The organism is Lentzea roselyniae, assembly GCF_039537795.1.
GTDB classification, from domain to species: Bacteria; Actinomycetota; Actinomycetes; order Mycobacteriales; family Pseudonocardiaceae; genus Lentzea; species Lentzea atacamensis.
The window spans coordinates 294,755-320,097 of sequence record NZ_BAABBE010000002.1; the positions used below are offsets into that span (position 1 = coordinate 294,755).

General features: G+C 68.9%; 24 protein-coding genes and 1 pseudogene. 17 read left to right on the forward strand and 8 right to left on the reverse strand.

Features of this window, described 5'->3' with window-relative positions:
- Window positions 1–105: 105 nt before the first annotated feature.
- From ABFX45_RS04280 to ABFX45_RS04310, 7 genes are all read left to right on the forward strand, one after another.
- On the forward strand, window positions 106–1,341 hold the full coding sequence (locus ABFX45_RS04280; protein WP_346127750.1) for an extracellular solute-binding protein: 1,236 nt from the start codon (window positions 106–108) through the stop codon (window positions 1,339–1,341).
- Window positions 1,338–2,282 carry a carbohydrate ABC transporter permease gene (locus ABFX45_RS04285; protein WP_346127752.1) on the forward strand — a complete coding sequence of 315 codons (945 nt, stop codon included), beginning with the start codon at window positions 1,338–1,340 and terminating at the stop codon, window positions 2,280–2,282. Before ABFX45_RS04280 ends, ABFX45_RS04285 begins: the two co-directional genes overlap by 4 nt.
- The gene (locus ABFX45_RS04290; protein WP_109636678.1) at window positions 2,279–3,100 is read left to right on the forward strand and encodes a carbohydrate ABC transporter permease; all 822 of its coding nucleotides are present in this window, start codon (window positions 2,279–2,281) and stop codon (window positions 3,098–3,100) included. Before ABFX45_RS04285 ends, ABFX45_RS04290 begins: the two co-directional genes overlap by 4 nt.
- Window positions 3,097–4,500: a beta-N-acetylhexosaminidase gene (locus tag ABFX45_RS04295; protein ID WP_346127754.1), complete on the forward strand. Its 1,404-nt coding sequence runs from the start codon at window positions 3,097–3,099 to the stop codon at window positions 4,498–4,500. The genes ABFX45_RS04290 and ABFX45_RS04295 overlap by 4 nt, the downstream gene beginning before the upstream one ends.
- Window positions 4,485–5,852 carry a cellulose binding domain-containing protein gene (locus ABFX45_RS04300; RefSeq protein ID WP_346127756.1) on the forward strand — a complete coding sequence of 456 codons (1,368 nt, stop codon included), beginning with the start codon at window positions 4,485–4,487 and terminating at the stop codon, window positions 5,850–5,852. Before ABFX45_RS04295 ends, ABFX45_RS04300 begins: the two co-directional genes overlap by 16 nt.
- A gap of 87 nt (window positions 5,853–5,939) precedes the next feature.
- Window positions 5,940–7,571: a LuxR C-terminal-related transcriptional regulator gene (locus tag ABFX45_RS04305; protein ID WP_346127758.1), complete on the forward strand. Its 1,632-nt coding sequence runs from the start codon at window positions 5,940–5,942 to the stop codon at window positions 7,569–7,571.
- A gap of 114 nt (window positions 7,572–7,685) precedes the next feature.
- Window positions 7,686–7,982, forward strand: a complete 297-nt coding sequence (locus ABFX45_RS04310; RefSeq protein ID WP_346127760.1) for a hypothetical protein — start codon at window positions 7,686–7,688, stop codon at window positions 7,980–7,982.
- Window positions 7,983–8,007: 25 nt separating this feature from the next.
- Here the strand turns inward: ABFX45_RS04310 and ABFX45_RS04315 are convergent, their stop codons facing one another.
- Window positions 8,008–8,409, reverse strand: coding sequence for a hypothetical protein (locus ABFX45_RS04315; protein ID WP_346127762.1), 402 nt, complete (start codon window positions 8,407–8,409; stop codon window positions 8,008–8,010).
- 79 nt (window positions 8,410–8,488) lie between these two features.
- Window positions 8,489–9,064, reverse strand: a complete 576-nt coding sequence (gene kstR / locus ABFX45_RS04320) for a cholesterol catabolism transcriptional regulator KstR (RefSeq protein WP_233439566.1) — start codon at window positions 9,062–9,064, stop codon at window positions 8,489–8,491.
- Window positions 9,065–9,223: 159 nt separating this feature from the next.
- Here kstR and ABFX45_RS04325 point away from each other — a divergent pair, with 159 nt between their 5' ends.
- The 8 genes and pseudogenes from ABFX45_RS04325 to ABFX45_RS04360 form a co-directional block, all read left to right on the forward strand.
- On the forward strand, window positions 9,224–11,131 hold the full coding sequence (locus ABFX45_RS04325) for an acyl-CoA dehydrogenase family protein (RefSeq protein ID WP_346127764.1): 1,908 nt from the start codon (window positions 9,224–9,226) through the stop codon (window positions 11,129–11,131).
- The gene (locus ABFX45_RS04330; RefSeq protein WP_109636685.1) at window positions 11,131–12,108 is read left to right on the forward strand and encodes an acyl-CoA dehydrogenase family protein; all 978 of its coding nucleotides are present in this window, start codon (window positions 11,131–11,133) and stop codon (window positions 12,106–12,108) included. The genes ABFX45_RS04325 and ABFX45_RS04330 overlap by 1 nt, the downstream gene beginning before the upstream one ends.
- On the forward strand, window positions 12,098–13,225 hold the full coding sequence (locus ABFX45_RS04335; protein ID WP_109636686.1) for an acyl-CoA dehydrogenase family protein: 1,128 nt from the start codon (window positions 12,098–12,100) through the stop codon (window positions 13,223–13,225). Before ABFX45_RS04330 ends, ABFX45_RS04335 begins: the two co-directional genes overlap by 11 nt.
- A complete protein-coding gene (locus tag ABFX45_RS04340; RefSeq protein ID WP_146231549.1) occupies window positions 13,222–14,118 on the forward strand; it encodes a bifunctional MaoC family dehydratase N-terminal/OB-fold nucleic acid binding domain-containing protein in 897 nt (298 codons plus the stop codon). The genes ABFX45_RS04335 and ABFX45_RS04340 overlap by 4 nt, the downstream gene beginning before the upstream one ends.
- Window positions 14,105–14,488 (forward strand): MaoC family dehydratase, encoded by a 384-nt coding sequence (locus ABFX45_RS04345; protein ID WP_109636687.1) that lies wholly within the window; start codon window positions 14,105–14,107, stop codon window positions 14,486–14,488. The genes ABFX45_RS04340 and ABFX45_RS04345 overlap by 14 nt, the downstream gene beginning before the upstream one ends.
- A complete protein-coding gene (locus ABFX45_RS04350; protein ID WP_109636688.1) occupies window positions 14,485–15,645 on the forward strand; it encodes a lipid-transfer protein in 1,161 nt (386 codons plus the stop codon). The genes ABFX45_RS04345 and ABFX45_RS04350 overlap by 4 nt, the downstream gene beginning before the upstream one ends.
- A gap of 258 nt (window positions 15,646–15,903) precedes the next feature.
- Window positions 15,904–16,152, forward strand: coding sequence for an arabinofuranosidase catalytic domain-containing protein (locus ABFX45_RS04355; protein WP_346128052.1), 249 nt, complete (start codon window positions 15,904–15,906; stop codon window positions 16,150–16,152).
- Window positions 16,052–16,891, forward strand: a pseudogene (locus ABFX45_RS04360) (arabinofuranosidase catalytic domain-containing protein); the annotation flags it as partial. The gene ABFX45_RS04355 and the pseudogene ABFX45_RS04360, both read left to right, overlap by 101 nt.
- 161 nt (window positions 16,892–17,052) lie before the next feature.
- On the opposite strand, the gene ABFX45_RS04370 reads toward ABFX45_RS04360, so the two are convergent.
- From ABFX45_RS04370 to ABFX45_RS04390, 5 genes are read right to left on the reverse strand one after another with little or no spacing between them, the layout of a single operon-like run.
- The gene (locus tag ABFX45_RS04370; RefSeq protein ID WP_346127771.1) at window positions 17,053–17,880 is read right to left on the reverse strand and encodes a MaoC/PaaZ C-terminal domain-containing protein; all 828 of its coding nucleotides are present in this window, start codon (window positions 17,878–17,880) and stop codon (window positions 17,053–17,055) included.
- 10 nt (window positions 17,881–17,890) lie between these two features.
- A complete protein-coding gene (locus ABFX45_RS04375; protein ID WP_109636690.1) occupies window positions 17,891–18,856 on the reverse strand; it encodes a ferredoxin--NADP reductase in 966 nt (321 codons plus the stop codon).
- On the reverse strand, window positions 18,849–19,088 hold the full coding sequence (locus ABFX45_RS04380; RefSeq protein ID WP_428834077.1) for a hypothetical protein: 240 nt from the start codon (window positions 19,086–19,088) through the stop codon (window positions 18,849–18,851). The genes ABFX45_RS04375 and ABFX45_RS04380 overlap by 8 nt, the downstream gene beginning before the upstream one ends.
- Window positions 19,085–20,227, reverse strand: a complete 1,143-nt coding sequence (locus ABFX45_RS04385) for a 3-ketosteroid-9-alpha-monooxygenase, oxygenase component (RefSeq protein ID WP_109636691.1) — start codon at window positions 20,225–20,227, stop codon at window positions 19,085–19,087. The genes ABFX45_RS04380 and ABFX45_RS04385 overlap by 4 nt, the downstream gene beginning before the upstream one ends.
- Window positions 20,224–21,795, reverse strand: coding sequence for an FAD-dependent oxidoreductase (locus ABFX45_RS04390; RefSeq protein ID WP_109636692.1), 1,572 nt, complete (start codon window positions 21,793–21,795; stop codon window positions 20,224–20,226). The genes ABFX45_RS04385 and ABFX45_RS04390 overlap by 4 nt, the downstream gene beginning before the upstream one ends.
- An 84-nt stretch (window positions 21,796–21,879) precedes the next feature.
- Between ABFX45_RS04390 and ABFX45_RS04395 the strand changes: the two genes are divergently transcribed.
- Window positions 21,880–23,385 carry an FAD-binding protein gene (locus tag ABFX45_RS04395; RefSeq protein ID WP_267900062.1) on the forward strand — a complete coding sequence of 502 codons (1,506 nt, stop codon included), beginning with the start codon at window positions 21,880–21,882 and terminating at the stop codon, window positions 23,383–23,385.
- Window positions 23,379–24,149, forward strand: coding sequence for a 2-keto-4-pentenoate hydratase (locus ABFX45_RS04400; protein WP_109636693.1), 771 nt, complete (start codon window positions 23,379–23,381; stop codon window positions 24,147–24,149). Before ABFX45_RS04395 ends, ABFX45_RS04400 begins: the two co-directional genes overlap by 7 nt.
- A gap of 33 nt (window positions 24,150–24,182) precedes the next feature.
- Here ABFX45_RS04400 and ABFX45_RS04405 read toward each other — a convergent pair whose 3' ends face one another.
- Window positions 24,183–25,340, reverse strand: a complete 1,158-nt coding sequence (locus tag ABFX45_RS04405) for an RNA-guided endonuclease InsQ/TnpB family protein (protein ID WP_428834078.1) — start codon at window positions 25,338–25,340, stop codon at window positions 24,183–24,185.
- Window positions 25,341–25,343: the final 3 nt, after the last annotated feature.

The following is a 25,343-nucleotide window of genomic DNA, read 5'->3' on the forward strand; positions in this document are numbered from 1 at the left end:
TCTCACGCGGCCAGCCTGGGGCTTGACCTGAGAAGTGGTCTATGCCACTTTCTACACCACTCAGCAGACCTGACCAATTGGTCATATCCCGGTGAGAGGTGAGTCGTGTCGCGCTCCGCCGTCCTGCTCGTCCTGGCGCTCACGTTGTCGGCCTGCGGTGCGGAAGCGGGAGGAGGTGAGAAGCAGGAGATCACCGTGTGGCTCATGAAGGACACGGCCACCGACGAGTTCGTGGGCAAGTTCGAGAGCGAGTTCGAGCGGGAGCACGCGAACCTGGACCTGAAGATCCAGATTCAGGAGTGGAACGGCATCTCGCAGAAGGTGACCAGCGCGCTGGCCAGCACCGATCCGCCCGACGTGATCGAGGTCGGCAACACGCAGGTGGCGCAGTACGTGGCCAGCAAGGGCGTCACCGACCTGAGCGGCAGGAAGAGCGAGCTCAAGGGCGAGGACTGGATCCCGGGCCTGGCCGAACCGGGTGCGGTGGACGGCAAGCAGTTCGGCATCCCGTTCTACGCGGCCAACCGGGTCGTGATCTACCGCAAGGACCTGTTCGAGGCGGCCGGGGTCACGCCGCCCAAGACCCGCGACGAGTGGCTCGCCGCCACCGCGAAGCTCGACCAGGGCGAGCAGCAGGGCATCTACCTGCCCGGCCAGAACTGGTACACGCTGTCCGGCTTCATCTGGGACGAGGGCGGCGATCTCGCCGAGCAGGACGGCGGCACGTGGAAGGGCACGCTCAACACGCCGGAGGCGTTGGCGGGCATGGACTTCTACAAGAGGCTGCAGGCGCTGGGCGACGGACCGAAGGACTCCGACGAGGCCAAGCCGCAGCAGACCGACGTCGTGGCGGGTGGCAAGGTCGCGCAGTTCATCGCGGTGCCCGGTGCGGCCAAGCTCGTCACGAAGGCCAACCCGGAGCTCGAGGGCAAGATCGGGTTCTTCCCGATTCCCGGCAAGACCGCGGACAAGCCCGGTGCGGTGTTCACCGGCGGCTCCGACCTGATCATCCCGCTCGCCGCGAAACGCCAGGACGGCGCCTACGAGGTGGTGAAGGCGCTGACCGGCGAGAAGTGGCAGGTCGAACTGGCCAAGGCGATGAACTACGTGCCGAACCGCAAGTCGCTCGCCGAGGAGGTCGGCGGCGATCCCGGCACCGCGGCGATGGCTGTTGGCGCGGCCAACGGGCACGCCACCCCGAACTCGCCCAACTGGGCGGCGGTCGAGGCTCGCAACCCGATCAAGGAGTTCCAGACCGCGGTTCTCACCGGCGCCGATCCGGGGACAGCGGCCGCCAAGGCCGACGAAGTGATCACCCAAGCGCTCAACTCGGGCAAATGACGTTGCTGGCCGAACGGCCGGTGCGCGCCACCGCACCGGCCGAACCGCCACGCCGCAAGCGGGTGGTGCTGCCGTACCTGCTGATCGCGCCGACGCTGCTTGCCACCGCGTACCTGCTGCTGTACCCGCTGATCCGCAACGTGATCATCTCGCTGCAGGAGTTCGGGCTGCCGCAGCTGGTGCGCGGAGACGCGGAGTTCGTCGGGCTCGCGAACTACGCGCGGGTGCTCGCCGATCCCGAGTTCTGGGGCGTGGTCAGGAGAACGCTGTGGTTCACCGCGATCAACGTCGTGCTGATCATGATGCTGTCCACATTGGTCGCGTTGCTCCTCGTGCGGCTGAACAAGTGGCTCAGGCTGCTGGTGATGGGCGGGCTCGTGCTCACCTGGGCGACGCCGATCATCGCGGCGACCACGGTGTTCCAGTGGCTCTTCCAGTCCCGGCTCGGCGTCGTGAACTGGGCTCTCACCGCGCTCGGCTTCGAGCAGTACCGCGACTACACGTGGTTCGCGGACGGCGAGGCGACGTTCGGCATCCTCGTGACGCTGATCGTCTGGCAGTCGATCCCGTTCGCGGCGCTGTCGCTGTACGCGGCGATGATCACCGTGCCGCAGGAGCTGTACGAGGCCGCGCGGATCGACGGCGCCGGCGCGTGGCGGGTGTTCTCCACCATCACGTTTCCCATGCTCAAAGCCATGTTCGGCCTGATCACGTGCCTGGAGGTGATCTGGGTCGTCAAGGCGTTCGTGCAGATCTGGGTGATCAGCCAGGGCGGTCCCGGGCAGGCCACGACGACGCTGCCGGTGTACGCGTTCCAGGTCGCTCAGTCGTTGCAGCGCTACGACCTGGGCGCGGCCGTGTCGATGCTCATGGTGGTGCTGCTCGTGCTCGCGCTGCTGGCGTACTTCCGCCAGCTCTACCGGCAGGAGCGAGAAGCATGATCGGCCGGATCTCCAGAACCGCGGCGGCGCTCGTCGTCTTCGTCATCTCGGTGTTCCCCGTCTACTGGATGGTCCTGACGGCCTTCAAACCCACCAAGGACATCCAGGGCGCCACCCCGACGTTCCTCCCCGCCTCGATCACGTTGGAGCACTTCGGCACGGCGATAGCGGCAAAGGGCTTCTTCTCGTTCTGGCGCAACAGTCTGCTGGTCGCGGGGGGCGCCGTGTTGCTCGCGCTCGTCGTCGCCCTGCTGGCGGCGTTCGCGGTGGCGCGGCTGCAGTGGAAGGGCCGCAGGGCGTTCGTGCTCATGGTGTTCATCGCGCAGATGACGCCGTGGGAGGCGTTGCTCATCCCGATCTACGTGATCGCCAGGGACACCGGCATGCTCGACACGCTCTGGATGCTCACGCTGGTCTACTTCATGATCACGCTGCCGTTCACCGTCGTGACGCTGCGCGGGTTCCTCGCCGCCATCCCGGTCGACCTGGAGGAGGCCGCGCAGGTCGACGGCTGTTCGCGCGGGCAGGCGTTCCGGCGGGTGGTGTTCCCGTTGCTGGCTCCCGGTCTGCTGGCGACGTCGCTGTTCGGGTTCATCACCGCGTGGAACGAGTTCGCCTTCGCCAACGTGCTGATCATCAAGGACCAGGACGACCGCACGCTGCCGGTCTGGCTGTCCTCGTTCAACAACACCTTCGGCACCGACTGGGGCGCCACGATGGCCGCCTCGACGCTGTTCATGCTGCCGGTCCTGCTGATCTTCGTCGTGCTGCAGGGCCGGGTCACCACCGGCATCGTCGGAGGGGCGGTGAAGGGATGATCGTGCCGCTCCCGACCAGGGCCGTGCGCCGCGGCAAGGGCTTCACCTTCGACCGCGCCACCACCGTCCGCGTCACGCCCGGCGCCGAACCGGCGGCCCGCCTACTGCGAACCCTTCTGAGGCCTGCCACCGGCCTTCCGCTGCCGATCGCAGGCGTTGGCCAGGTCGTCATCGCGCTCGACGCCAAGCTCGTCGGGCTCGGCACGGAGGGTTACGCGCTGACCGTCAACGAACACGGCGTCCTGCTGCGCGCCGCCACCGCGGCGGGCCTCGCCCACGGCGTCCAGACGATCCGCCAGCTCCTGCCGGTCGAAGCGCTGAGGACAAGCCGTGTGTCCGATGTGGACTGGACTGTGCCCGGCATCGACATCCGCGACGTGCCGAGGCTGCCGTGGCGCGGGTTCATGCTCGACGTCGCCAGGCACTTCCAGCCGGTCAACGTGCTGCGCAGGTTCGTCGACCTGATGGCCCTGCACAAGCTCAACGTCCTGCACCTGCACCTGACCGACGACCAGGGCTGGCGCATGCCGATCCCGAGCCACCCGCTGCTGACCTCGGTCGGCGGCTGGCGAGAGGAGACCAACGGCGACGGTGTGCGGCACGGCGGCGCCTACACCCGCGGCGAGCTGGAAGGCCTCGTCGCGCACGCGGCCGAACGCGGCATCCGGATCATGCCGGAGATCGAGATGCCCGGTCACGCCCGCGCGGCGCTCGCTGCCTACCCGGACCTGGGCATCGCGCCGGAACCGCTGCAGGTCTGGACCCGCTGGGGCATCAGCGATTCGGCGTTCGGCCCGCACGCGCTCGGCTTCGTCCGCGAGGTGCTGGCCGAGGTCCTGGAGGTGTTCCCCGGCGAGTACGTGCACCTCGGCGGCGACGAATGCCTGCTGCCGGGGGGCGTCCACGGCACGTTCCTCAGGCAGGCCGGCAAGTACCTGCTGGACCGCGGCCGCACGCCGGCCGCCTGGGAACCGACGGGTGATCCGCGCGCCGTCGTGATGCCGTGGAAGGACGAGACCCAAGCGGCCAAAGCGCTGGAACGCGGCCAACCCGTCGTGATGGCCCCGCACACTTCCACCTACCTCGACTACCCGCAGTCGGACGACCCGCGCGAACCACCCGGTCAGCCCGGCCACGTCGTGACCAGCCGCGACGTCTACCACGTGCCGTTGCCCGACGGTGTGCTCGGCGCCCAGTGCCAGCTGTGGACCGAGCACGTCCGCACCCGAGAACACCTGGAGTACCTGGCCTTTCCCCGTCTCGCCGCGCTGGCCGACACCCTCTGGTCCCAGCGCCCGGAGTGGGAGGGCTTCACCACGCGGATGCGTCACCACGCATCAAGGCTCGCCGCACTGTCCATCCCTGCCGAAGTGAGGAGAGAACCTTGCGAGCACTCATAGCCGTTTCCTGCGCGGCCCTGACCGCGGCCGCGCTGGCGGTGGCGCCGAGCGCCTTCGCGGCCGACGCGATCACCGCCCAGTACCGGACCAGCGCGACGGGCGCGACCACCGACCAGGCCGAACCGTGGTTCAAACTGGTCAACTCGGGCACCACGACGGTGCCGCTGTCGGACGTGAAGATCCGCTACTACTTCCGCGGCGAGACCCCGGACGTCGGCTACCGCTTCGCCTGCTCGTGGGCGGTTCGCGGCTGTGGCAACGTCATCGGCACGTTCGGCACCCTGACCGGCGGCACGGCCGACCGCTACCTGGAGGTCGGCTTCACCGCGGGCGCGGGAACCCTGGCACCCGGAAGCGACTCCGGTGACCTGCAGCTGCGGTTCTGGCGCACCAACTGGGGCCCGATCACGCAGTCCGACGACTACTCGTTCCGCGGCGACAGCACCTACTCGCCGTGGTCCAAGGTGACGGTCCACCGCGGCAGCGCGCTGCTGTGGGGCACGCCGCCCGGCGGCAGCCCGCCCACCACGACGACCACGACCTCGAACCCGCCGAACCCCAACGGCCCCGCCCTGTTCGACGACTTCAGCTACACCAGCTCCAGCGACTCCCGCATCGGCCAGCGCGGCTGGACCGTCAGGTCGGGCGGCGGCGGACCGGGCGTGCCGGGCGCCGAATGGGACCCGTCGCGCGTGACGTTCCCGACCGTCGACGGCTCGAAGGTCATGCGCCTCGACTCGTGGAACAACGGTTCCGCCGCGAAGCAGACCGAGATGTACCACCAGCGCAAGTTCTTCGAGGGCACCTACGCGGCGAGGGTGAAGTTCAGCGACGCGCCGGTGTTCGGCCCGGACGGCGACCACGTCGTGCAGACGTTCTTCACCATCACCCCGCTGAACGCGCCGATGGACCCGAACTACGGCGAGATCGACTTCGAGTACCTGCCCAACGGCGGCTGGGGCGAACCGGGCAACATCATGTTCGAGACCACGTGGGAGACCTACCAGGCAGACCCGTGGGTCGCCGACAACATCCACAACGAGCAGCGGATCAGCTACGCGGGCTGGCACGACCTCGTGTTCCAGGTCGGCGGCGGCCGGGTGAAGTACTACATCGACGGCGTGCTCGTCGCCGACCACGGTGACAGGTACTACCCGGAGACGCCCATGTCGATCAACTTCAACCTGTGGTTCATCTCGGGCGGGCTGCAGGGCAGCAGCACCGAGCGGGCCTACCAGCAGGAGGTCGACTACGTGTACTTCGCCAAGGACCGGGTGCTGAGCCCGGCCCAGGTGAGGACCGCCGTGCAGAACTACCGCGCCTCCGGCGTGGAACACGTCGACAACGTCTGACCGGTCGTGAGTGGTTCGGGCGCCAGAGCGGCCGAACCACTCACGGCAACGCGGTTCACCAGGCCGAACCCGGCGAGCTGTGTCACGATGGCGCCGCGGTCGGAGGTGGTCGTGGAACCGGACCTCGAACACGGGCGCCGGTGCTTCGCCGAGGCGAACTGGCGGGACGCCCACGCCGCGTTCACCCGGGCAGACCTGGACGCGGCGGACCTGGAGCTGTTCGCGCAGACCGCCTACATGCTCGGCCGCGACGACGAGTACGTGAGCGCGCTGGAACGGGCGCATCGGGCCCACCTGGCGGCCGGTGCGCCGCTGCGGGCGCTGCGCTGCGCGTTCTGGATCGGGCACAGCTGGCTGTTCCGCGGGCAGCTGGCGCCCGCGCTGGGCTGGTTCGCCCGTGCCCGGCGGTTGCTCGAACGGGAGCAGGGCGACGTCGCTGAGCGCGGCTACGTGCTGATCACGGACATGCTGAACCACCTGATGAACGGCGAGCTCGAAGCGCAGAGCGCCGTGGCAGCCGAGATCGTCGAGACCGGGGAGCGCTTCGGCGACGACGACCTGGTGGCGCTGGGCATGATGGCGCTCGGCCACTCGCTCGTCCGGCTCGGGCGCGCGCCCGACGGCCTGCGGCTGATCGACGAGACGATGGTCGCCGTCACCTCGGGAGAGCTCTCGCCGATCGTCGCCGGGATCGTGTACTGCAACACGATCTCCTTCTGCCGCGAGGTCTACCAGCTGCGCCGCGTCCGGGAGTGGACCGCGGCGCTCACGCGGTGGTGCGCGCGTCAGCCGAACATGGTGGCCCACAAGGGCGTCTGCCTGGTGCACCGCGCGGAGGTCATGACGCTGGGCGGTGCGTGGGACGACGCACTCGTCGAACTGGGCAAGCTGAGCGAGGAGCTGACGCGCGGTGCCCTCAACCAGCTGGCGCGCGGGGACGCCGCCTATCGCGAGGGCGAGGTGCGTCGCCTGCGCGGAGACTTCGCCCTCGCCGAGGAGTCGTACCGCAGGGCCAGTTCCCTGGGCAGGGAACCACAACCCGGTCACGCCCTGCTCCGGCTGGCGCAGGGCAGGCCGGAGGCGGCGGCCGCGATGATCCGCAGGGTGGTGGCGGAGACGTCGCGCGGGCTGCCCCGTGCCGCGCTGCTGCCCGCCTACGTCGAGATCGTGCTGGCGGCGGGCGACCTCGACGCGGCCGCCGGTGCCTGCCGCGAACTCGGCGAGATCGCGGCGCGGCAGGACAGCGACGCCATCACCGCGATGTCCTGGCAGGCCCGCGGGGCGCTGGCGTTGGCGTTGGACGACCCCGAGGCGGCGCTGACCGCGTCACGCCGGGCCTGGCACGCCTGGCAGCAGATCGAGGCACCGTACGACGCCGCGCGCAGCCGTGTTCTGATCGCACGGGCGTGCGCGCTGCTCGGCGACGACGACTCATGCGCCCTGGAGCTGCAGGCGGCGTTGGAGACGTTCACCGCACTCGGGGCACGGCCGGACGTGGAGTCCATCGCGCCGGACAAGGGTTCGCGGCACGGCCTCAGCGACCGGGAGATCGAGGTGCTCCGCCTCGTCGCAACCGGCCGCAGCAACCGCCAGATCGCCGCGACGCTGTTCCTGAGCGAGCACACCGTGGCGCGGCACCTGCAGAACATCTTCACGAAGCTCGGCGTGTCCTCGCGGACGGCGGCGAGCGCGTTCGCGCACGACCACCACCTGGCCTGAGTGGTCAATGCTGGTGATGCCGTCTGTTCGGGTTGGTCAATACGAGCGAGGCGGGACGTGGTCCTCGCTGTCCAGCGTCGTGTCCATCGAGCTCACGACGAGGAGGCACACGCCATGTACATCGTCGCCCACCACCGCATCAAGAACCCCGAGGCCGCTTTCCAGCGCGGTCGGCAGCTCATCTCGGGCGAGCGAGCCCCGGAGGGCGTGAAGGTGCTCCAGTTCCACCCGAGCCAGGACCTGACCGAGGTGACCTGTCTGTGGGAGTCGGACGCCGTCGCGCCCGTCCAGGGCTGGGTCGACTCCGTCCTCGGCGACGCGAGCGAGAACCACTGCTACCCCGGTGGCGGCGGAGCAGGCGTTCGCCGAGCGGCCCCTGGCCTGGCGGCCGCACGGGCGCTGACCCCGTGACCTCGTGACCGGTGCGAAACGACCATCACCTGCTGGTGGTCGTTTCGCACGTCACCTTCTGCCCGCGTGTACCGGTGGCGCTCGCCAGCACCTTCTCGCCATCGAGCAGGATGCGGCACGTCAGCACCTGGTCCCCGTTGGGCGTCGCGCTGATCCCGGCCTTCTCGCCGGCGTTGACGACCACCTCGTGCGTGAACGGGAGGGGCGCGGCCTTGGTGACGACCTTCGGTGGCTGCTTCTTGTAGCGGTCCGGGTTCTCGAGGTACCGGAGCTGCACCGGCCCGTCGGCGGCCGGCTCGGTCGTCACCTCGTAGGTGATGGCCCAGGCCTTGCCCATCAGCGTGTTCCAGCCGCCGAACTGGTTGACCAGGACGACGGTGGTCGTGCCGACCACAGCCAGCACACCGAGCACAACGAGCGTCTTCATAGGACAGACGTTAGGACGCTGCGCGTGCACCGGCATCGTTCGGCGGTGTGACTCCCGGGTCATCCCGCAGGAGTAGGACTCACTTGAGCAACAGGCGCACGGTGAGCTCGAGCCGGTTCGCGACGTCGGTGGCCGTGGCGCGGCGCGTGACCCAGGCGACCAGGTTGGACAGCCACACGTCGCCGATCACGCGCGCGATGGCCTTCTGCTCGTCCGTCGGTTCCTCGTCGCTCATGGCGCGGGTGAACATGCTCTCCATCAGCCAGGCCACGCGGTCGACCTCGGCGCCCGCGGAGGCGTCGGCGAACGTGAACGCGCGCGTCATCGCCTCGGTGAGGTGCGGGTTGCGCTGCAGGCCCCTGGTGATGCGGCCGAGGACGAACAGCACGCGTTCGTAGGCGCTGTCGCCGGGGACCGTGGTGCGGTCCATCTTCTCCTGGGCGCGCTCCAGTTCCACCGCGAGGCTCGACACGAGCAGGTGGACCTTCGACGGGAAGTAGCGGTACAACGTGCCCAGCGCGACGTCCGCCCGGTCGGCGACGGCGCGCATCTGGACGGCGTCGAACCCGCCCTTGGACGCCAGCGCGATCGTCGCGTCGACGATCCGCTTGCGCCGCTCGCGCTGGGCCGCGGAGCTGAGCTCCTCGCCCGCCATCAGCGCGTCCGTGCGCGACTTCGAAGGTGACACGGAGATGATCCTCCTGAAACGTGTTGCAGCTGCCCCCTCATCGTACTCGATCGGTTTGGCGGCCATGATCTGTTGCCCGAATTAGAACACGTTCTATAAACTTCTTCACGTACTGGAGGAGGCCGCATGCCGATCGCCACGACCGGGGAACAACGAGCGTTGCGCGACAGCGTGGACGCGGCCAAGGGCGAGTGGGTCGATCTCGTCCGGGTCGGGTTCTTCGAGGTGGTGCGGGAGGGCGGCACGGTCGCCGATCTCGCGGTGATGCTGGAACGGGCGGCGGAGAACCTCGTGCCGGGACCGTTGCTGCCCACGGCGCTGGTGTCCGTGCTGGTCCCGGAGTTCGACGGAATCGCCGGATTCGGGTTTTCGTCACACCACGTGGTGGGTGCCGCCGAGGCGACGCATCTGCTGCTCAAAACGGACAGTTGGATGCTCGTGCCGCGCGAACATGTCACGGTCACCGAACTGGAAGCCGTCGACCCGTCCCGATCGCTCGGGTCGGTGGTGGTCGACGAACCCGGTGAGCTGGTGGCTGATCCGACCGGCCTCGCGGTGACTTTGATGGCCGCCGAGGCGAGCGGGATCGCCGCGTGGTGCCTGAACACCGCCGTCTCGTATGCCCGGCAGCGTCAGCAGTTCGGGCGGGCGATCGGCTCGTTCCAGGCGGTGAAGCACCTGTGCGTCGAGATGCTGTGCCGGGCCGAGCAGGCCAGTTCGGTCGCGTGGGACGCGGCCGGCTCGGTGGGCGAGGACGAGCACCCGCTGGCGGCGGCGGTCGCGGCGGCCGTGGCGCTGGACGCGGCGGTCCGCAACGCCAAGGACTGCATCCAGGTGCTGGGCGGGATCGGGTTCACCTGGGAGCACGACGCCCACCGCTACCTGCGCCGGGCGCTCTCGTTGCAGCAGCTCGCCGGTGGTGTCGCCCGGTGGCGCCGGCGGGTCGCCGAGCTGGCGCTGCAGGGCATGCGTCGCTCGCACACCGTGGAGATCTCCGGTGATCCGGAGGTGCGCGCGTTCGCCGAGGAGATCGCCGGGCTGGACGCGGCCGCGCAGCGGGAACGGCTGGCGGACAGCGGTTTCCTCGTGCCGCACTGGCCACGTCCGTACGGGCTGGACGCAGACCCCGCCCGGCAGCTCGTGATCGACGACGAGTTCGCCCGTGCCGGCGTGCGCAGGCCCGACCTGGTGATCGGGGGCTGGGCGGGTCCGACGATCCTCCGTCACGGAACCCCTGAGCAGCAGGAACGGTTCGTGCGGCCGACGTTGTGCGGCGACATCACCTGGTGCCAGCTGTTCAGCGAACCGGAGGCCGGCTCGGATCTCGCGTCCTTGCGCACCAAGGCGGTGCGGGTGGACGGCGGCTGGCGGCTCACCGGGCAGAAGGTGTGGACGTCGCTCGCGCAGCAGGCCGACTGGGCGATCTGCCTCGCCCGCACGGACTCGTCGGTGCCGAAGCACAAGGGCATCACGTACTTCCTGGTCGACATGCGCTCGCCCGGTGTCGACGTGCGGCCGTTGCGGGAGATCACCGGTGATGCCCGGTTCAACGAGGTCTTCCTCGACGACGTGTTCGTCCCTGACGACTGCGTGGTCGGCGAGGTGAACGACGGCTGGCGGCTGGCGCGCACCACGCTCGCGAACGAACGCGTTGCCATGGGACGGGGTTCGTCGCTCGGTGAGCCGCTGGAACAGGTTCTCAAATCGCCCGCGGCTCCGGATCACGCGGAACGGCTCGGCGCGTTGGTGGCAGAAGGGCTCGCGGTGTCGGTGCTGGACCTGCGGGCGAGCCTGCGGGTGCTGAGCGGGCAGGAACCGGGCGCGGAGTCCAGCGTGCGCAAGCTCGTCGGGGTGCGGCATCGCCAGGACGTCTCGGAGTTCGCGGTGGAGCTGCTCGGGCCGGATGGTGCCGTGGACAGCGCGCTGGTCCACGAGTTCCTGCTGACGCGGTGCCTGAGCATCGCGGGCGGGACGACGCAGGTGCTGATGAACCTTGCTGGGGAACGGATTCTCGGTCTACCGAGGGAGCCCTGATGGATTTCAAGCTCGACGAGACCCAGCAGGAGATCAGCCGTCTGGCGGCTGACGTGCTGGGGAGGGAGGGCGACACACCCTGGAAAGCCCTGGGGGAGGCCGGGTTGCTGGCCCTCGCCGTTCCGGAACGGCTCGGTGGCGACGGGCTCGGCGTCCTGGAAACGGCGGTGCTGCTCACCGAGGTCGGCCGGCGAGCTGCAGATGTTCCGGCTCTGGCGACTCTGGCGTTGGGAGTGTTGCCGATCTCCCGATACGGAACACCGGAGCAGCAGGACGAGTTGCTGCCACTGGTGACCGAGCAGCACGGGGTGCTGACGGCGGCGCTGAGCGAACCGTCCGAGCCCCTTCCCGCCCTCCCTGACACCGAGGCGGGACCGGACGGGATCTTCGGAGTGAAGATCAACGTGCCACACGCCGATGCGGCACAACGGATCCTCGTGTCAGCGACCGCCGACGACGGCCCTGGCGTCTTCGTCGTAGATCCCACACAACCCGGCGTGTCCACATCGGACGGTGTGGTGCAGCTCGAAGGAGCCCGCGGTACTCCTCTGACAGCCGGTGCGGCCGAAGGCATCCGCCGGTTCGCGCTGGCCGGAGCCTGCGCGGTCGCGGACGGCGTCCTCGCCGGCGCCCTCGACCTCACGGTGCAGCACGTCGGCACCCGCCACCAGTTCGGCAAGCCGCTGTCGACGTTCCAAGCCGCCGCGTGCCAGGTCGCGGACGTCTACATCGCCGCCCGCACCCTCCACCTGGCGACTCTCGCCGCCTGCTGGAGCCTCGACGACAACGACCTCGCCACGGCGGCCTACTGGCTGGCGGCAGAAGCCCTGCCGGCCGTCCACACCTGCCACCACCTGCACGGCGGCCTGGGCCTCGACATCACGTACCCGATGCATCGCTACTACGGCATGGCCAAGGAGCTGACGCGGTTCGTCGGCGGAGTGGAGCACCGCTTGGGGGCCATCGATGTTCATTGACCTCACCGCCGGCCAGCGCAAGCTGCGGGACGAGCTGCGCGAGTACTTCGCCGGGCTCATGTCGCCGGAGGAGCGCGAGGCGATGCTGACTGAACGCCACGGCGCGACTTACCGCGAACTGGTGCGCAGGCTCGGGCGTGACGGCAGGCTCGGCGTCGGCTGGCCGCGGGAGTACGGCGGCAAGGGGTTCGGGCCGGTCGAGCAGCAGATCTTCGTCAACGAGGCCGCGCGCGCCGACGTCCCGCTGCCGTACGTGACCCTGCAGACGGTCGGCCCGACCCTGCAGGCGTTCGGCACTCAGGAGCAAAAGGACTTCTTCCTGCCGCGCATCCTCAGCGGCGACCTCCACTTCGCGATCGGCTACACCGAGCCGGACGCGGGCACGGACCTGGCGGCGTTGCGCACGAAAGCCGTGCGGGAAGGCGATCACTACGTCGTCAACGGGCAGAAGACGTTCACTACGGGTGGGCACGACGCGGATTACGTGTGGCTGGCGTGCCGCACCGGGTCACCGGACTCGCGGCACAAGGGCATCACGATCCTCATCGTCGACACCAAGGATCCCGGCTACTCGTGGACGCCGATCATCACGTGCGACGGTGCGCACCACGTGAACGCGACTTACTACAACGACGTCCGCGTCCCGGAAACCAGGCGGGTGGGCGAGGAGAACAAGGGCTGGCGGCTGATCACCACCCAGCTCAACCACGAGCGCGTCATGCTCGGCCCGTCCGGACGCCTCGGCGCGTTGGTGGAACGGGTCCACCGCTGGGCCGCCGAACGGAAGCTGCTCGACCTGCCGGACGTGCGGCGTGCCCTGGCGGAGGCACGCGCCGTGCACCGGGTGAACGAGCTGCTCAACTGGCAGGTCGCGAGCGGCGAGGTGTCGGTCGCGGACGCCTCGGCGACCAAGGTGTTCGCCGCGGACCGCACCCAGCGCGTCGGCAGGCTGCTGGAGGAGCTCGTCGGACGGCACGGCGCCGACGCGGAGCTCGCCCGGTGGCTGGACGTGCAGGCGCGGCGCAACCTCGTGCTGACCTTCGGCGGGGGAGTGAACGAGATCCAGCGCGAGCTCATCGCCAACATCGGGCTCGGCCTACCCAGGGTGGTGCGGTGACTGACAAATCTGCCATTGAGAAGGAAGCAGCGCGCATCGCCGAACGGGGTGAGTCGGCGCCGCGGCTGGCACGTGATCCGGTCAACCTCCCGATGATCAACAACTGGCTGGAGGCCATCGGCGACCAGCACCCCGGCTACACCGAGGTCGCGCCACCGGCGATGGTCCAGGTGTGGACGATGGGCGGCCTGCACGGCCAGCGCACGTCGGACGACCCGCTCGGCGCGATGATGGCGATCCTCGACGAGGCCGGGTTCACGTCGGTCGTGGCGACGAACAGCGACCAGACCTACCACCGCTACCTGCGCGTGGGTGAGCACGTCTCGGTGACGTCGACGCTGGAGGACGTGACCGGGCCCAAGAAGACCGCGCTCGGCGAGGGATGGTTCGTCACGACCAGGAGCACCTGGTACGTGGGGGACGAGCCGGTGGCGGAGATGCGGTTCAGGGTGCTCAAGTTCCGGCCGGCGGAGAAGCCCGCGCCTCAACCCGAAGCCCCGAGAGCGCAGGCGATCCGGCCCGCGATCAACCGCGACACCGAGTACTTCTGGGAGGGCTGCGAGCAGGGTGAGCTCCGCATCCAACGCTGCGGCGGCTGCGGCCTCCTGCGCCACCCACCGGGCCCGATGTGCCCGGAATGCGGTGCCACCAAACCGAAGTACCTCGTGTCGGACGGCCGCGGCGTGGTCTACAGCTACGTCGTGCACCACCATCCGCAGGTGCCCGGCAAGCAGACCCCGTTCGTGGTCGCCCTGGTCGAGCTGGACGAGGGCGTGCGCATGCTCTTCGAGCTGGACGGCGAACCGAGCATCGGGCTGCCGGTCGAGGTCGTGTTCACGAAGATCGACGACGAACTGACGATGCCGAGCTGGAGGCCCCGTGCGGATCGGTGATTCCCTGCCGGAGTGGCACGTCGAGGCCACGCCGACGTTCGTGATCAGCACCGCGATCGCCACGCGTGACTTCCAGGACGTGCACCACGACCGCGACCTGGCGATCAAGCGCGGCTCCAAGGACATCTTCATCAACATCCTCACCACGACCGGGCTGGTGCAGCGGTACGTCACGGACTGGGCGGGCCCGGAAGCGCTGGTGCGTCAGGTGAACATCCGGCTCGGCGCGCCCTGCTACGCCTACGACACGCTGAAGTTCTTCGGCCAGGTCGTCGAACGCGAGAACCAGGAGCTGACCGTCGAGGTCGTCGGCAGGACCGGTCACGGCGACCACGTCACCGGCGTCGTGAAGATCGAGGTGCCGGCATGAACGCCGCGATCGTGGGCATCGGTGCGACCGACTTCTCCAAGAACTCCGGACGCAGCGAGCTTCAGCTGGCCGCCGAGGCGGTGCGGGCGGCTCTCGCCGACGCCGGTCTCGAACCCTCCGATGTGGACGGGCTGGTCAGCTTCACCATGGACACCAACGCCGAGATTGCGGTCGCCCGCGAGCTGGGCATCCCGGAGCTGACGTTCTTCAGCCGCATCCACTACGGCGGTGGCGCGGCGTGCGCGACCGTGCAACAGGCCGCGATGGCGGTCGCGACCGGCGCGGCGAAGGTCGTCGTCTGCTACCGCGCCTTCAACGAACGCTCGGGCCACCGGTTCGGCCAGGTGCAGACCGCGGCCGCAGCGAACATCGACAACAGCTGGTCGTACCCGATGGGCCTGGGCACGCCGGCCGCGATGGTCGCCATGTTCGCCCGCCGGTACATGCACGAGTACGGCGCGACCTCGGAGGACTTCGGCCGGATCGCCGTGATCGACCGCAAGCACGCCGCGACGAACCCGCACGCCTGGTTCCACAACAGGCCGATCACCCTCGACGACCACCAGGCCTCCCGCTGGATCGCCGAACCGCTCAGGCTGCTCGACTGCTGCCAGGAGACCGACGGCGGCGTCGCCCTCGTCGTCACCTCGGCCGAACACGCCCGCGACCTGCCGAACAAGCCCGCGCACATCAAGGCGGCCACGCAGGGCAGCGCTGTCGACCAGTTCACGATGACGAGCTACTACCGCGACGACCTGACCAGGCTGCCCGAGATGGGCGTGGTGGCACGCGGACTGTGGGAGAGGTCGGGCATCGGCCCGTCCGATGTGGACGTCGCGGTGCTCTACGACCACTTCACACCGTTCGTGCTGGTCCAGCTGGAGGAGCTGGGTTTCTGCGGCAGGGGTGAGGCCAGGGACTTCGTGGCATCGGGCGCTCTCGAACTGGACGGCGACCTGCCGCTCAACCCGCACGGCGGCCAGCTCGGCGAGGCCTACCTGCACGGCATGAACGGCATCGCCGAGGGTGTGCGGCAGGTGCGCGGCACCGCGGTCAACCAGGTCGCGGACGTCGAGCACGTTCTGGTCACCGCCGGCACCGGCGTCCCGACCAGCGGCCTGGTACTGGCCAATTCTGTCGAACCGGTTCGACCGTAGACGGCTCAGTTCGGCGCGCATGCTTTGCTGACTACCGTCAACTGCGGGATGCTGTGCAGTTGACGGTATTCAGTCTTTGTCCTCGGGTTTCGACGAACCGGTTCGATCCGAGGCAACCCATGGAAGGCATCGACAGGCATAAAAGGTCGATTAAGCCGCCTCAGTCTCGCCGTTACGACCTCACTCGCGCTCACCACCTCCGCCATCGCTCTGCCCGAAGAGCCGAGCGCACGCGCGGCGGCATCCGGTCCGTGCGACATCTACGCCACCGGCGGCGCACCCTGCGTGGCCGCGCACAGCACCACCAGGGCGTTGTACGGCAACTACAACAGCCCGCTCTACCAGGTCAGAAGGTCCTCGGAAGGGGTCCGAGCCCGGCGGATGGGACAAGCTCGCCGACGCGAAGGCCGCACCGGTCACCGTCGGCGGCCGAAAGGCCTACGGCGTCCACATCTCGCCGGGCACCGGTTACCGCAACAACAAGACCAACGGCGTCGCGACCGGTGACCAGCCCGAAGGCATCTACGCCGTCGTGGACGGGCAGCACTACAACCAGTGGTGCTGCTTCGACTACGGCAACGCGCAGACGACCAACACCGCCGACAGCCCCGCGATCATGGAAACCGTCTACTTCGGATCCAGCAGGCAGTGGGGCTACGGCGACGGGCCCGGCCCGTGGATCATGGCCGATCTGGAGTGGGGCCTGTTCTCCGGGGTGAACGCCGGGTACAACAGGAACCCGACCATCAACCACCGCTTCGTGACGGCGATCGTCAAGGGCGAGCCGAACCACTGGGCGATCCGCGGCGGCAACGCGCAGTCGGGCGGGCTGTCGACCATGTTCGACGGCCCGCGTCCCAACGGCTACCACCCGATGAAGAAGCAGGGCGCGATCCTCCTCGGCATCGGCGGCGACAACAGCGTCACCGGCGCCGGCACGTTCTTCGAGGGCGTGCTCACCTCCGGCTATCCGTCGAACGCCACCGAGGACGCCGTGCAGGCCAACATCACCGCGGCCGGTTACGCACCCTTCACGCAGCCGGGCAGGCAGATCGTCGGCAGCCAGTCCGGCCGGTGCGTCGACGTGCCGGCCGGCACCAACGGCACCCGGGCGCAGCTGGCGGACTGCCAGAGCGCCGATCGGCAGCGCTGGACCACCACGGCGGACAAGAGGCTGCAGATCTACGGCAACAAGTGCCTCGACGCCAACGGCCAGGGCACCACCAACGGCATCCAGGTGATCATCTGGGACTGCCACGGTGGCGCCAACCAGCAGTGGAACGTCAACTCGAACGGCACCATCTCCGGTGCAGTCAGGTCTGTGCCTGGACGCCTACGGCGCAGGCACGACCAACGGCACGAGGCTGATTCTCTGGTCGTGTCACGGCGGCACCAACCAGCAGTGGGCTATACGAGGCTGAGCACGGCATCAGCGAGCACGGGACGGTCGGCGGCGGAAGTCGTCAGCACCAGCTGTGAACCGTCCCGCCACACCCGAGTCGTCAGCGTCTCGCCGGGGAACACCACGCCGGCGAACTTCGCTCCGAACGACGACACCTGCTCCGGCCCGTCCAGCAGCGCGTCGACCACTGCCTTGCACACCACGCCGTACGTGCAGAGCCCGTGCAGGATCGGCTGGTCGAACCCGGCCAGCCGGGCGAACTCCGGATCGGCGTGCAGCGGGTTCCGGTCGCCACAAAGCCGATACAGATGGGCCTGCTGCGGCAAGGTCGAAGTCTCGATCACCGCATCGGGCTCGCGTGCAGGCACCTCGACCTTGCCAGAAGGCCCGCGTTCGCCGCCGAACCCGCCCTCGCCGCGCGCGAAGATGCTGGACCGCGTCGTGTACAGGGCGGTCCCGTCGGGAGTGACGGCCGTCGACTCCTGCACGATGACGGCGGCTTTCCCCTTGTCCCACACGTCGGCGATCCGCGTTCGCAGCACGGCCTCACCTTCGGCGGGGATGGGCGCGTGCACGGTGATCTCCTGCGTCCCGTGCAGCACCCGGGCGAGGTCGATGTCGATGCCGGGGAACGACACGGCGGGCGGCGCGGTCTCGTGAAAACGGGGCGCGACAACGCCGAACGTCGGCAGCACCCGCAGTCCCCGCTCGTAGACGTAGCGGAGTTCGGTCGCCCCGAGTGCCAGGTGGTAGAGCAGCACGTCCGAGTGCGTCCAGGAGAACTTGATCTCGGGAAGTTCCGCCCCGATCGCAACGTCCGGGTCGATCGGCATCAGGCGCCCCTCACTCGTAGGTGATCTTCACGGTGTCGGTGACCGGAACCGACTGGCACGCCAGCACGATGCCGTCGGCGATGTCCTCGGAGTCGAGCACGTCGTTGTTGAGCATCTTGACCTCGCCCTCGACGAGCCGGCACGCGCACGCGCTGCACGCTCCCTCGCGGCACGAGTACGGCGCGTCGAGCCCCTTCTCCAGCAACAGGTCGAGCAGCCTCGTCCGCGCCGGCCACGGAAACCGGTGGTGCTCACCGTCCAGCTCGACCTCGACCACGGCGTCCGGTCGATCGTCCGCCACCGGTACCGCCTCGGAGAACGGATCACTGGACAACGACACGAACTTCTCGATGTGCACGACCGGAACGCCGTGCAGTGCCTTGCGCGCTGCCTCCATGAACGGCCCCGGCCCGCACACGAACGCCTCGTCACAAGGCCGGACGAACGCACGCAACGCTTTCACGTGCGGCAAGCCCTGCACCGATTCCAGCCAGTGCACGACCACCAGCCGATCCGGATGGGCCCGCGCCAGCTCGTCGAGCTCGCGAGCGAAGATCACCGAGCCCTCGTCCCGGTTGGCGTAGAACAGGAACACGCGGCCGGCTTCGGCCAGCACCGCCCTGATGATGGACATCACCGGCGTGATCCCGCTGCCGGCCGCGAACGCGAGCAACGACCCGTCCAGCGAGGAAGGCGTGAACACCCCGGCGGGCGCCAGCACGTCCAGCTCGGTGCCGACCTGAACCTCGGAGCACATCCAGTGCGAGCCGTACCCGTCCGGCGTCCGCTTGACCGTGATCTTCAACGGCTCACCCGGCGCGCTGGACAGGGAGTAGCAGCGCGCCACGTCGCCCGCCCGCACGGTCAGGAACTGGCCGGGCCGTGGCGCGAAGTCGGCGCCGGACAACACGAACGAGCGGGCGTCCTCGGTCTCCTCGATCACGGCGTCGACCCGCAACCGGTGCACCTCAGCCATCGGCGACCTCCAGCGTCCCGTCGCGCACGGCCTTCTCGATGCTGTCGCGCAGCCGCAGGCACGTCCGCACGAACGCGGACCGCGGCCCGCACAGCTCGGGGCAGGAGCTCGTGTCGCTGAGCCACTGCACGCTCGTGTGCTGCGGGCTGTTCTTCTTGACCAGCACCCGGTTTCCGCAGTCGCACCGCACCGGCGCCATCCCGCCGACGAGGAACTCGTCGCGCTCGTTCACGTCGCCTGCTCCTGGCGTGCCGGTTCCCTCCGGGCGAGGTTCTCGGCGACCTCCTTCTCCCACACCTCGACCGCCCGGCTCGTGTCCACCTCGAACTCGAAGCGCCGCACCATGTCGTCGGTGACGTCCTCCACGTCGACGTAGAACTGCTCGTACCAGCGCCGCAGCTGGTAGACAGGCCCGTCCTCCTCGCACAGCAACGGGTTGTCGATGCGGGTCTTGTTCTGCCAGATCTCCACGTCCTGCAGGAACCCGACACCGATGCCGCGCGCGAACTTCGCCGCGATCTTGTCCGCGTGCTCGTCGGACACACCGGGCAGCTTCTTCACGATCGCGCCCCACTGCAACCGGAACGACGTCGGCGTGATCGGGTAGTGGCAGTTGATCAGCACCGTCTCGATCTCGATGCCCTTGTAGTCGTTCCACAGGTAGTCGATCATGTACGACGGCCCGTAGTACGAGGCCTCCGAACGCACCTCCACGTCACCGGTGTAGTTCGAGCCCATCGCGACGTCCGGCCGTCCGCGCGTGGTCAGGTACTGCGAGGCGACATGGCCTTCCATCACGTTCTTGAAGTACGTCGGGAACGCGAAGTGGATGTAGAAGAAGTGGGCCATGTCGACGACGTTGTCGATGATCTCGCGGCAGTTCGCGTTGTCGATCACCACCGAGTCCCACGTCCAGTTGCTCCACTCGTCGCTGAACGCGGCGTCGATGCGCGGGATCGTCACGTGCTCCGGCGGCGGGTTGCCCTGCGGGTCGTTCCACACGAAGAGCTGCTTGTTCTCCTCCATCGTGATCCACGACCGGGTGCGCGCCCGCAGCGGAACCCGTTTGGCGTAGGGGATTTCCACGCACTTGCCGTTGCCCGCCCAGCGCCAGTCGTGGAACGGGCAGGCGACGGTGTTGCCCTTGACGGTGCCCTGGGTGAGGTCGCCTCCCATGTGCCGGCAGTACCCGTCGAGCACGTTGAGCTTGCCGTCCTCCGTGCCGAACACCACGAGCTTCGTGCCGAACGCCTCCACGGCATGGGGTTTGCCGTCGCGGAAGCTGTCGGCGAGGCCGAGGCAGTGCCAGCCGCGCGCGAACCGCGCCGGAGGTGCGCCGGTGTCGATGGTCCGCACGGCGTCCTGCGTCATCGTGTTCCTCCAGTGATGTCGAGGCCGGCGAGATAACCGAACGTCATCGCCGGTCCGAGGGTGGCGCCCGCGCCCGCGTAGGTGTGGCCCATCACCAGCGCGCTGGTGTTTCCCGCCGCGTACAGGCCTTCGATCACCGAACCGTCCTCGCGCAGCACCCGCGCGCGGCTGTCGGTGCGCAGGCCGCCCTTGGTGCCGAGGTCGCCGGGCACGATCTTGACCGCGTAGAACGGCGCTGTCATGAGCGGCGCCAGGTTCGGGTTCGGGCGGTTGCGCGGATCGCCGTAGTAACGGTCGTACGCGCTGTCGCCGCGGTGGAAGTCGGTGTCGTCGCCGTCCACGGCCAGGGTGTTGAACCGCCGGACGGTCTCGGTGAGCTCCGGCAGATCGGCCTGCTGGGCGAGGTCGTCGAGGCTGGGTGCGGTGAGCACGGCGTCCTGCCAGCGCCGGGGGAGCGGGCGGCGGGGCGGGAGGCCGCAGAACGGGTAGCGGCTGCGGTAGGCGTGGTCGAACACCAGCCACGTCTTGCCGGTCATCGCGTGCACCACGTCGATGTAGGGCGCCGCCTCGTTGACGAACCTGCGCCCGGTGCCGTCGACCAGCACACAGCCTGGCAGTGAGCGTTCGGCCAGCAGGAAGTACGGGCCGCGCGGCAACGGCACCGACGGTCCCCACCACGCCTCGTCCATGAGCCCGGTGGCCGCGCCCGCCCGGACACCCGCCTCGATGCCGTCGCCGGTGTTGGCCAGCGCGCCGACCGTCCACTCCGTACCGATGTCCTGGTGCTGTTTGCGCAGCTGTTCGTTGTGCTCGAAGCCGCCGGACGCCAGGACGACGTGCGTTGCCGTGATCAGCCTGTCGCCGACGACGACTCCGGCGACCCGGCCGTTCTCGTAGTGCAGGTCGGTCATCGCGGTGTTGAGCCGGATCTCCACGTTCTGCGCCTTCAGCCCGGCGCGCAGGCCCGCTGCCAGCGCCTGGCCCATGGTCAGCCGTCTGCCCGGCAGGAACCTGCGGGCGAAGACCTTGGCGGCGGTCAGGAGGCCGCGGGGATGCCGTCCGATCAGCGTCAGCCAGCGGTAGTCGGTCTGGGTGATCACGATGCCCGCGGGTGTCGGCACGTACGGCGGTTCGAGGTCCTTGATCTCCTCGCCGAGGAGCTTGGTGTCGAACGGCAGCGGTTCGACCGACCGGCCGCGCGGCTGTCCGCCGGGCGCCTCCGGGTAGTAGTCGGCGTACTCGCGGACCCAGCGGAACTTCAGCGGCGTGTGCGCGCAGACGAACGCGAGCATGGCCGGTCCGGCGTCCAGGAACGCCTCGCGCAGCTCGGCGGGCACGTCCCCGGCGATGTGCTCCAGGTAGGTGGCGGCCAGTTCCGGCGAGTCGGCCTGGCCGGCCCCGGCGAGCACGTGGTTGTTCGGCACCCAGATGCCGCCGCCGGACCTCGCGGTCGAGCCGCCGAAGTGCTCGGCCTTCTCGATGACGAGGGTGCGCAGGCCGTGTTGAGCGGTGCAGAGGGCGGCTGTCATGCCTGCCGCGCCACTGCCGACGACGATCACGTCGTACATCGCACCTCCCCGAGGCTCAGACTAGAACAGGTTATAGTTCTGAGGCGGTTTGGCGCTATGGTGTAGGAGTTCCAGGCAAGTCCGTTGACCGAGAACGTGTTCCGGGAGGATCGCGTGGACGTCACCGCTGACGTGATCGTCATCGGCTTTGGTGCGGCCGGCGCGTGCGCCGCCATCGAAGCCGCGGTGGCCGGTGCGTCCGTGCTGGTTCTGGACCGGTTCGCGGGTGGTGGCGCGACTGCGTTGTCCGGTGGCGTCGTGTACGCGGGCGGTGGCACGAGGCAGCAGGTCGAGGCCGGAGTCACGGACACGCCAGAGGCGATGTTCTCCTACCTGAAGCACGAGGTCCGGGACGCGGTGTCGGAGGCGACGCTGCGCCGGTTCTGCGAGGACAGCGCCAAGATGCTGGCCTGGCTGGAGGACCAGGGCGTGCCGTTCGACGCGAGCCTGTGCCCGTTCAAGACCTCCTATCCGACAGACGACTACTACCTCTACCAGTCCGGCAGCGAGGACGCCTGGCCCGATCCGGCTGCGCGTGGCCACCGGACCAGGGCGAAAGGCACCTCGGGCAAGGTTTTCTTCGCCCGGCTGGCCGAGGCGACCCGGCGGGCGGGCGTGCGGATCATGCCGCAGACCCGTGCCGAGGAGCTGATCACGACCGACGGCCGTGTCACGGGTGTGCGCTGCCGGACGCTGACCGGCCTGCCGCAGACCGTGCACGCGATGCTGTCCAAGGCGGGCGCCAAGCCGTGGCTCTACTACCCGCCCGTCGGCAGGAAGCTGTTCGCGCTGGCCGCGTGGCTGGAACGGCGCTTCAGCCGTCCCGTCACGGTGTCCGCGCGGCAGGGAGTGGTCATCTCGGCGGGCGGGTTCATCGCCGACCGGGACAGGGTGCGCGAGATCTCGCCGGCCTACCGTGGTGGCCTCCCGCTCGGCACGCCCGGCGACGACGGCAGCGGGATCCGGCTCGGTGTCGCCGCCGGTGGCAGGACCGCGCGAATGGACAAGATCTCGGTGTGGCGGTTCGTCACGCCGCCCAGTGCGTTGCAACGCGGGGTGCTGGTCGACCCAGAAGGGCGCAGGTTCGGTGACGCGACGCGGTACGGCGCGGCCATCGGGAGCGCGATCGCCGAACGCGGCGGAAAGGCCTGGCTGCTGGTCGACGACGACATCCTGCGGGTCGCTCGGGCGCAGGTGAGGACGCAGGCGGCGCCCTTCCAGCGGTGGCAGGTCCGGTACTTCCTGAGCCGCGGCATGGTCACCGCGCCGACGATCGAAGAGGTGGCGGCCAAAGCGGGGATCGGTACGCCCGAACCGTTCGGTACGCCGCCGTACTCGCTGATCAACGTCTCGATCAAGGCCGGATTCGGTTACCCGTGCCCGATGCTCACGCTGGGCGGACTCGTCGTCGACGAGGAAACCGGCCAGGTGCGAGGAGTTCCCGGCCTGTACGCGGCGGGCCGGTCGGCGGTCGGCGTGTGCTCGGAGTCCTACGTCAGCGGGCTCGCGCTCGCCGACTGCGTCTTCTCGGGCCGCCGCGCCGGGCAACACGTGGCCAGGTCAACAGATGCAGGGGAGGCCAGGTGCTGACGATCCAGTCCAGGGAGGCGGCCGCCGAGCTGCTGCGCGTGGCGGAACGCGACCGCGTGCCGATCAAGCCGCTGGTCGAGCTGTACCCCGAGATCGACGTGGTCGACGCCTACGAGATCCAGCTGCTCAACGTCCGGCACCGCAACCGTGACGTCATCGGCCACAAGGTCGGCCTGTCGTCGCTCGCGATGCAGCAGATGATGGGCGTCGACGAACCCGACTACGGCCACCTGCTCGACGACATGCAGCTGACCGGCACCGCGGACGCTTCGGCGTACCTGTACCCGCGGGTCGAGGTCGAGATCGCGTTCCTGCTCAGCCAGGACCTGCCGGGCGAGGGCTGCACGGTCGAGGACGTGCTGCGGGCGACGGAGTTCGTCGCGCCGGCCATCGAGCTGATCGACAGCCGGATCATCGACTGGAAGATCGGCCTCCAGGACACCATCGCGGACAACGCCTCCTCTGCCGGGTTCATCCTCGGCTCTGAGCGCGTCCGGCCGTCCGAACTGGACATCGGCGCGGTGGCGGCGACGTTGCGGCGCAACGGTGAAGTGGTCGCCGAAGGACGCGGTGACGCGGTGCTGGGCGATCCGGCGATCGCGGTGGCGTGGCTCGCGGAGAAGGTCGCGAGCTTCGGCGTCCGGTTGCTCGCCGGAGACATCGTGCTGCCCGGTTCGTGCACGCGGGCGATCGACGCGCGGCCGGGTGACGAGTTCCACGCCGAGTTCGCCGGACTTGGCTCCGTAGACCTGAAATTCGATTGACTGTTTCTTATCCGCCTTGCGGCGGATGGGCCCTTACGGGCTGCGCCTCACGGCACAGGATTCCTGGTTCATCGCCGATCGCGGAAGGGAGGACCCTTGCCGACTGACATCAGCTCCGCAGGCATCACCCGATGTGCTTCGGGCTACGACTCGACCAGCCGCAAGGATGTTCTTCGCCGCGTTGAGGTCCTGGTCGTGCAGGGTGCGGCAGCTCGGGCACGGCCAGTGCCGAGCGGGCAGAGCCAGTTCAGTCAGCCGGTGCCCGCAGGCCGAGCACGTTTTGCCCGACGGGTACCAGCGGTCAATGACCACCAGTGTGCGGCCAGCGCGCGCGCATTTGCATGCCAGTTGCCGCTTGAACTCCCCCCAACTGACGTCGGAGATGGCGTGTGCGACGTGGTGGTTGCGTCTCATACCCGCGACGTTCAGGTCTTCGACAGCGATGAGGTCAGCCGAACGCACCAGGTTCGTGGTCGTGCGGTGCAGGAAGTCTCGCCGTGCGTTGCGAATCTTCCGGTGAACCCGGGCGCCTCTTGTCTTTGCTTTGCGGCGGTTGTTGCTTCCGCGTTGGCAGCGAGCCGTTCGGCGTTGATAGCGGGCGAGGTTGCGTGCTCTGCGGGCAAACTGTCGCGGATTGGCGATCCGCAGGCCGTCGCTGGTCACCAGGAGATCCGTCAAGCGGAGGTCAACACCTATCGCGTGGCCTACTGGCTCAGTGGGTGCGGGCTCTTCGGCATCAACGGCGAAGGTGACGTACCAGCGTCCGTCTGGTTCACGGGTGATGACCACGGTCGTCGGGTCGAGCGTGGTCACGTCCACATCGGCGAAAGACCAGACGAAACGCAGCGGAAGGCCCGTCCTGGCGAGCGTCAGCATGCCGTGCCGCATTCCGAATGCAGAGCGCGTGCAGTGCGCGGTTTGGCGGCCGTTGCGGGTCTTGAACTTCGGGTAGCGCGCACGCCGAGCGAAGAAGTTCTGGAACGCCGCGTGCTGGTGGCGCAGTGTCTGTTGCAACGGCACCGGGGAAACTTCCGACAAGAACGAGAGTTCCTCGGTGCGCTTCCACACGGTGAGAGTGGCGGAGGTCTGCTTGTACGAGGTGCGCGCACCACTGTCGCGGTAACGGTCACTCCGCTCGCTCAGGGTCTTGTTCCACACCAGGCGTACACAACCGAAAGTGCGGTTGAACACCGC

What these genes read in the sequence shown, in the direction of transcription:
- ABFX45_RS04285 (WP_346127752.1), top strand. Translation starts at nt 1,338, where the DNA reads ATGACGTTGCTGGCCGAACGGCCGGTGCGCGCCACCGCACCGGCCGAA.
- ABFX45_RS04290 (WP_109636678.1), top strand. Translation starts at nt 2,279, where the DNA reads ATGATCGGCCGGATCTCCAGAACCGCGGCGGCGCTCGTCGTCTTCGTC.
- ABFX45_RS04295 (WP_346127754.1), top strand. Translation starts at nt 3,097, where the DNA reads ATGATCGTGCCGCTCCCGACCAGGGCCGTGCGCCGCGGCAAGGGCTTC.
- ABFX45_RS04305 (WP_346127758.1), top strand. Translation starts at nt 5,940, where the DNA reads ATGGCGCCGCGGTCGGAGGTGGTCGTGGAACCGGACCTCGAACACGGG.
- ABFX45_RS04310 (WP_346127760.1), top strand. Translation starts at nt 7,686, where the DNA reads ATGTACATCGTCGCCCACCACCGCATCAAGAACCCCGAGGCCGCTTTC.
- ABFX45_RS04315 (WP_346127762.1), bottom strand. Translation starts at nt 8,409, where the DNA reads ATGAAGACGCTCGTTGTGCTCGGTGTGCTGGCTGTGGTCGGCACGACC.
- kstR (WP_233439566.1), bottom strand. Translation starts at nt 9,064, where the DNA reads ATGGCGGGCGAGGAGCTCAGCTCCGCGGCCCAGCGCGAGCGGCGCAAG.
- ABFX45_RS04325 (WP_346127764.1), top strand. Translation starts at nt 9,224, where the DNA reads ATGCCGATCGCCACGACCGGGGAACAACGAGCGTTGCGCGACAGCGTG.
- ABFX45_RS04330 (WP_109636685.1), top strand. Translation starts at nt 11,131, where the DNA reads ATGGATTTCAAGCTCGACGAGACCCAGCAGGAGATCAGCCGTCTGGCG.
- ABFX45_RS04335 (WP_109636686.1), top strand. Translation starts at nt 12,098, where the DNA reads ATGTTCATTGACCTCACCGCCGGCCAGCGCAAGCTGCGGGACGAGCTG.
- ABFX45_RS04350 (WP_109636688.1), top strand. Translation starts at nt 14,485, where the DNA reads ATGAACGCCGCGATCGTGGGCATCGGTGCGACCGACTTCTCCAAGAAC.
- ABFX45_RS04370 (WP_346127771.1), bottom strand. Translation starts at nt 17,880, where the DNA reads ATGCCGATCGACCCGGACGTTGCGATCGGGGCGGAACTTCCCGAGATC.
- ABFX45_RS04375 (WP_109636690.1), bottom strand. Translation starts at nt 18,856, where the DNA reads ATGGCTGAGGTGCACCGGTTGCGGGTCGACGCCGTGATCGAGGAGACC.
- ABFX45_RS04385 (WP_109636691.1), bottom strand. Translation starts at nt 20,227, where the DNA reads ATGACGCAGGACGCCGTGCGGACCATCGACACCGGCGCACCTCCGGCG.
- ABFX45_RS04390 (WP_109636692.1), bottom strand. Translation starts at nt 21,795, where the DNA reads ATGTACGACGTGATCGTCGTCGGCAGTGGCGCGGCAGGCATGACAGCC.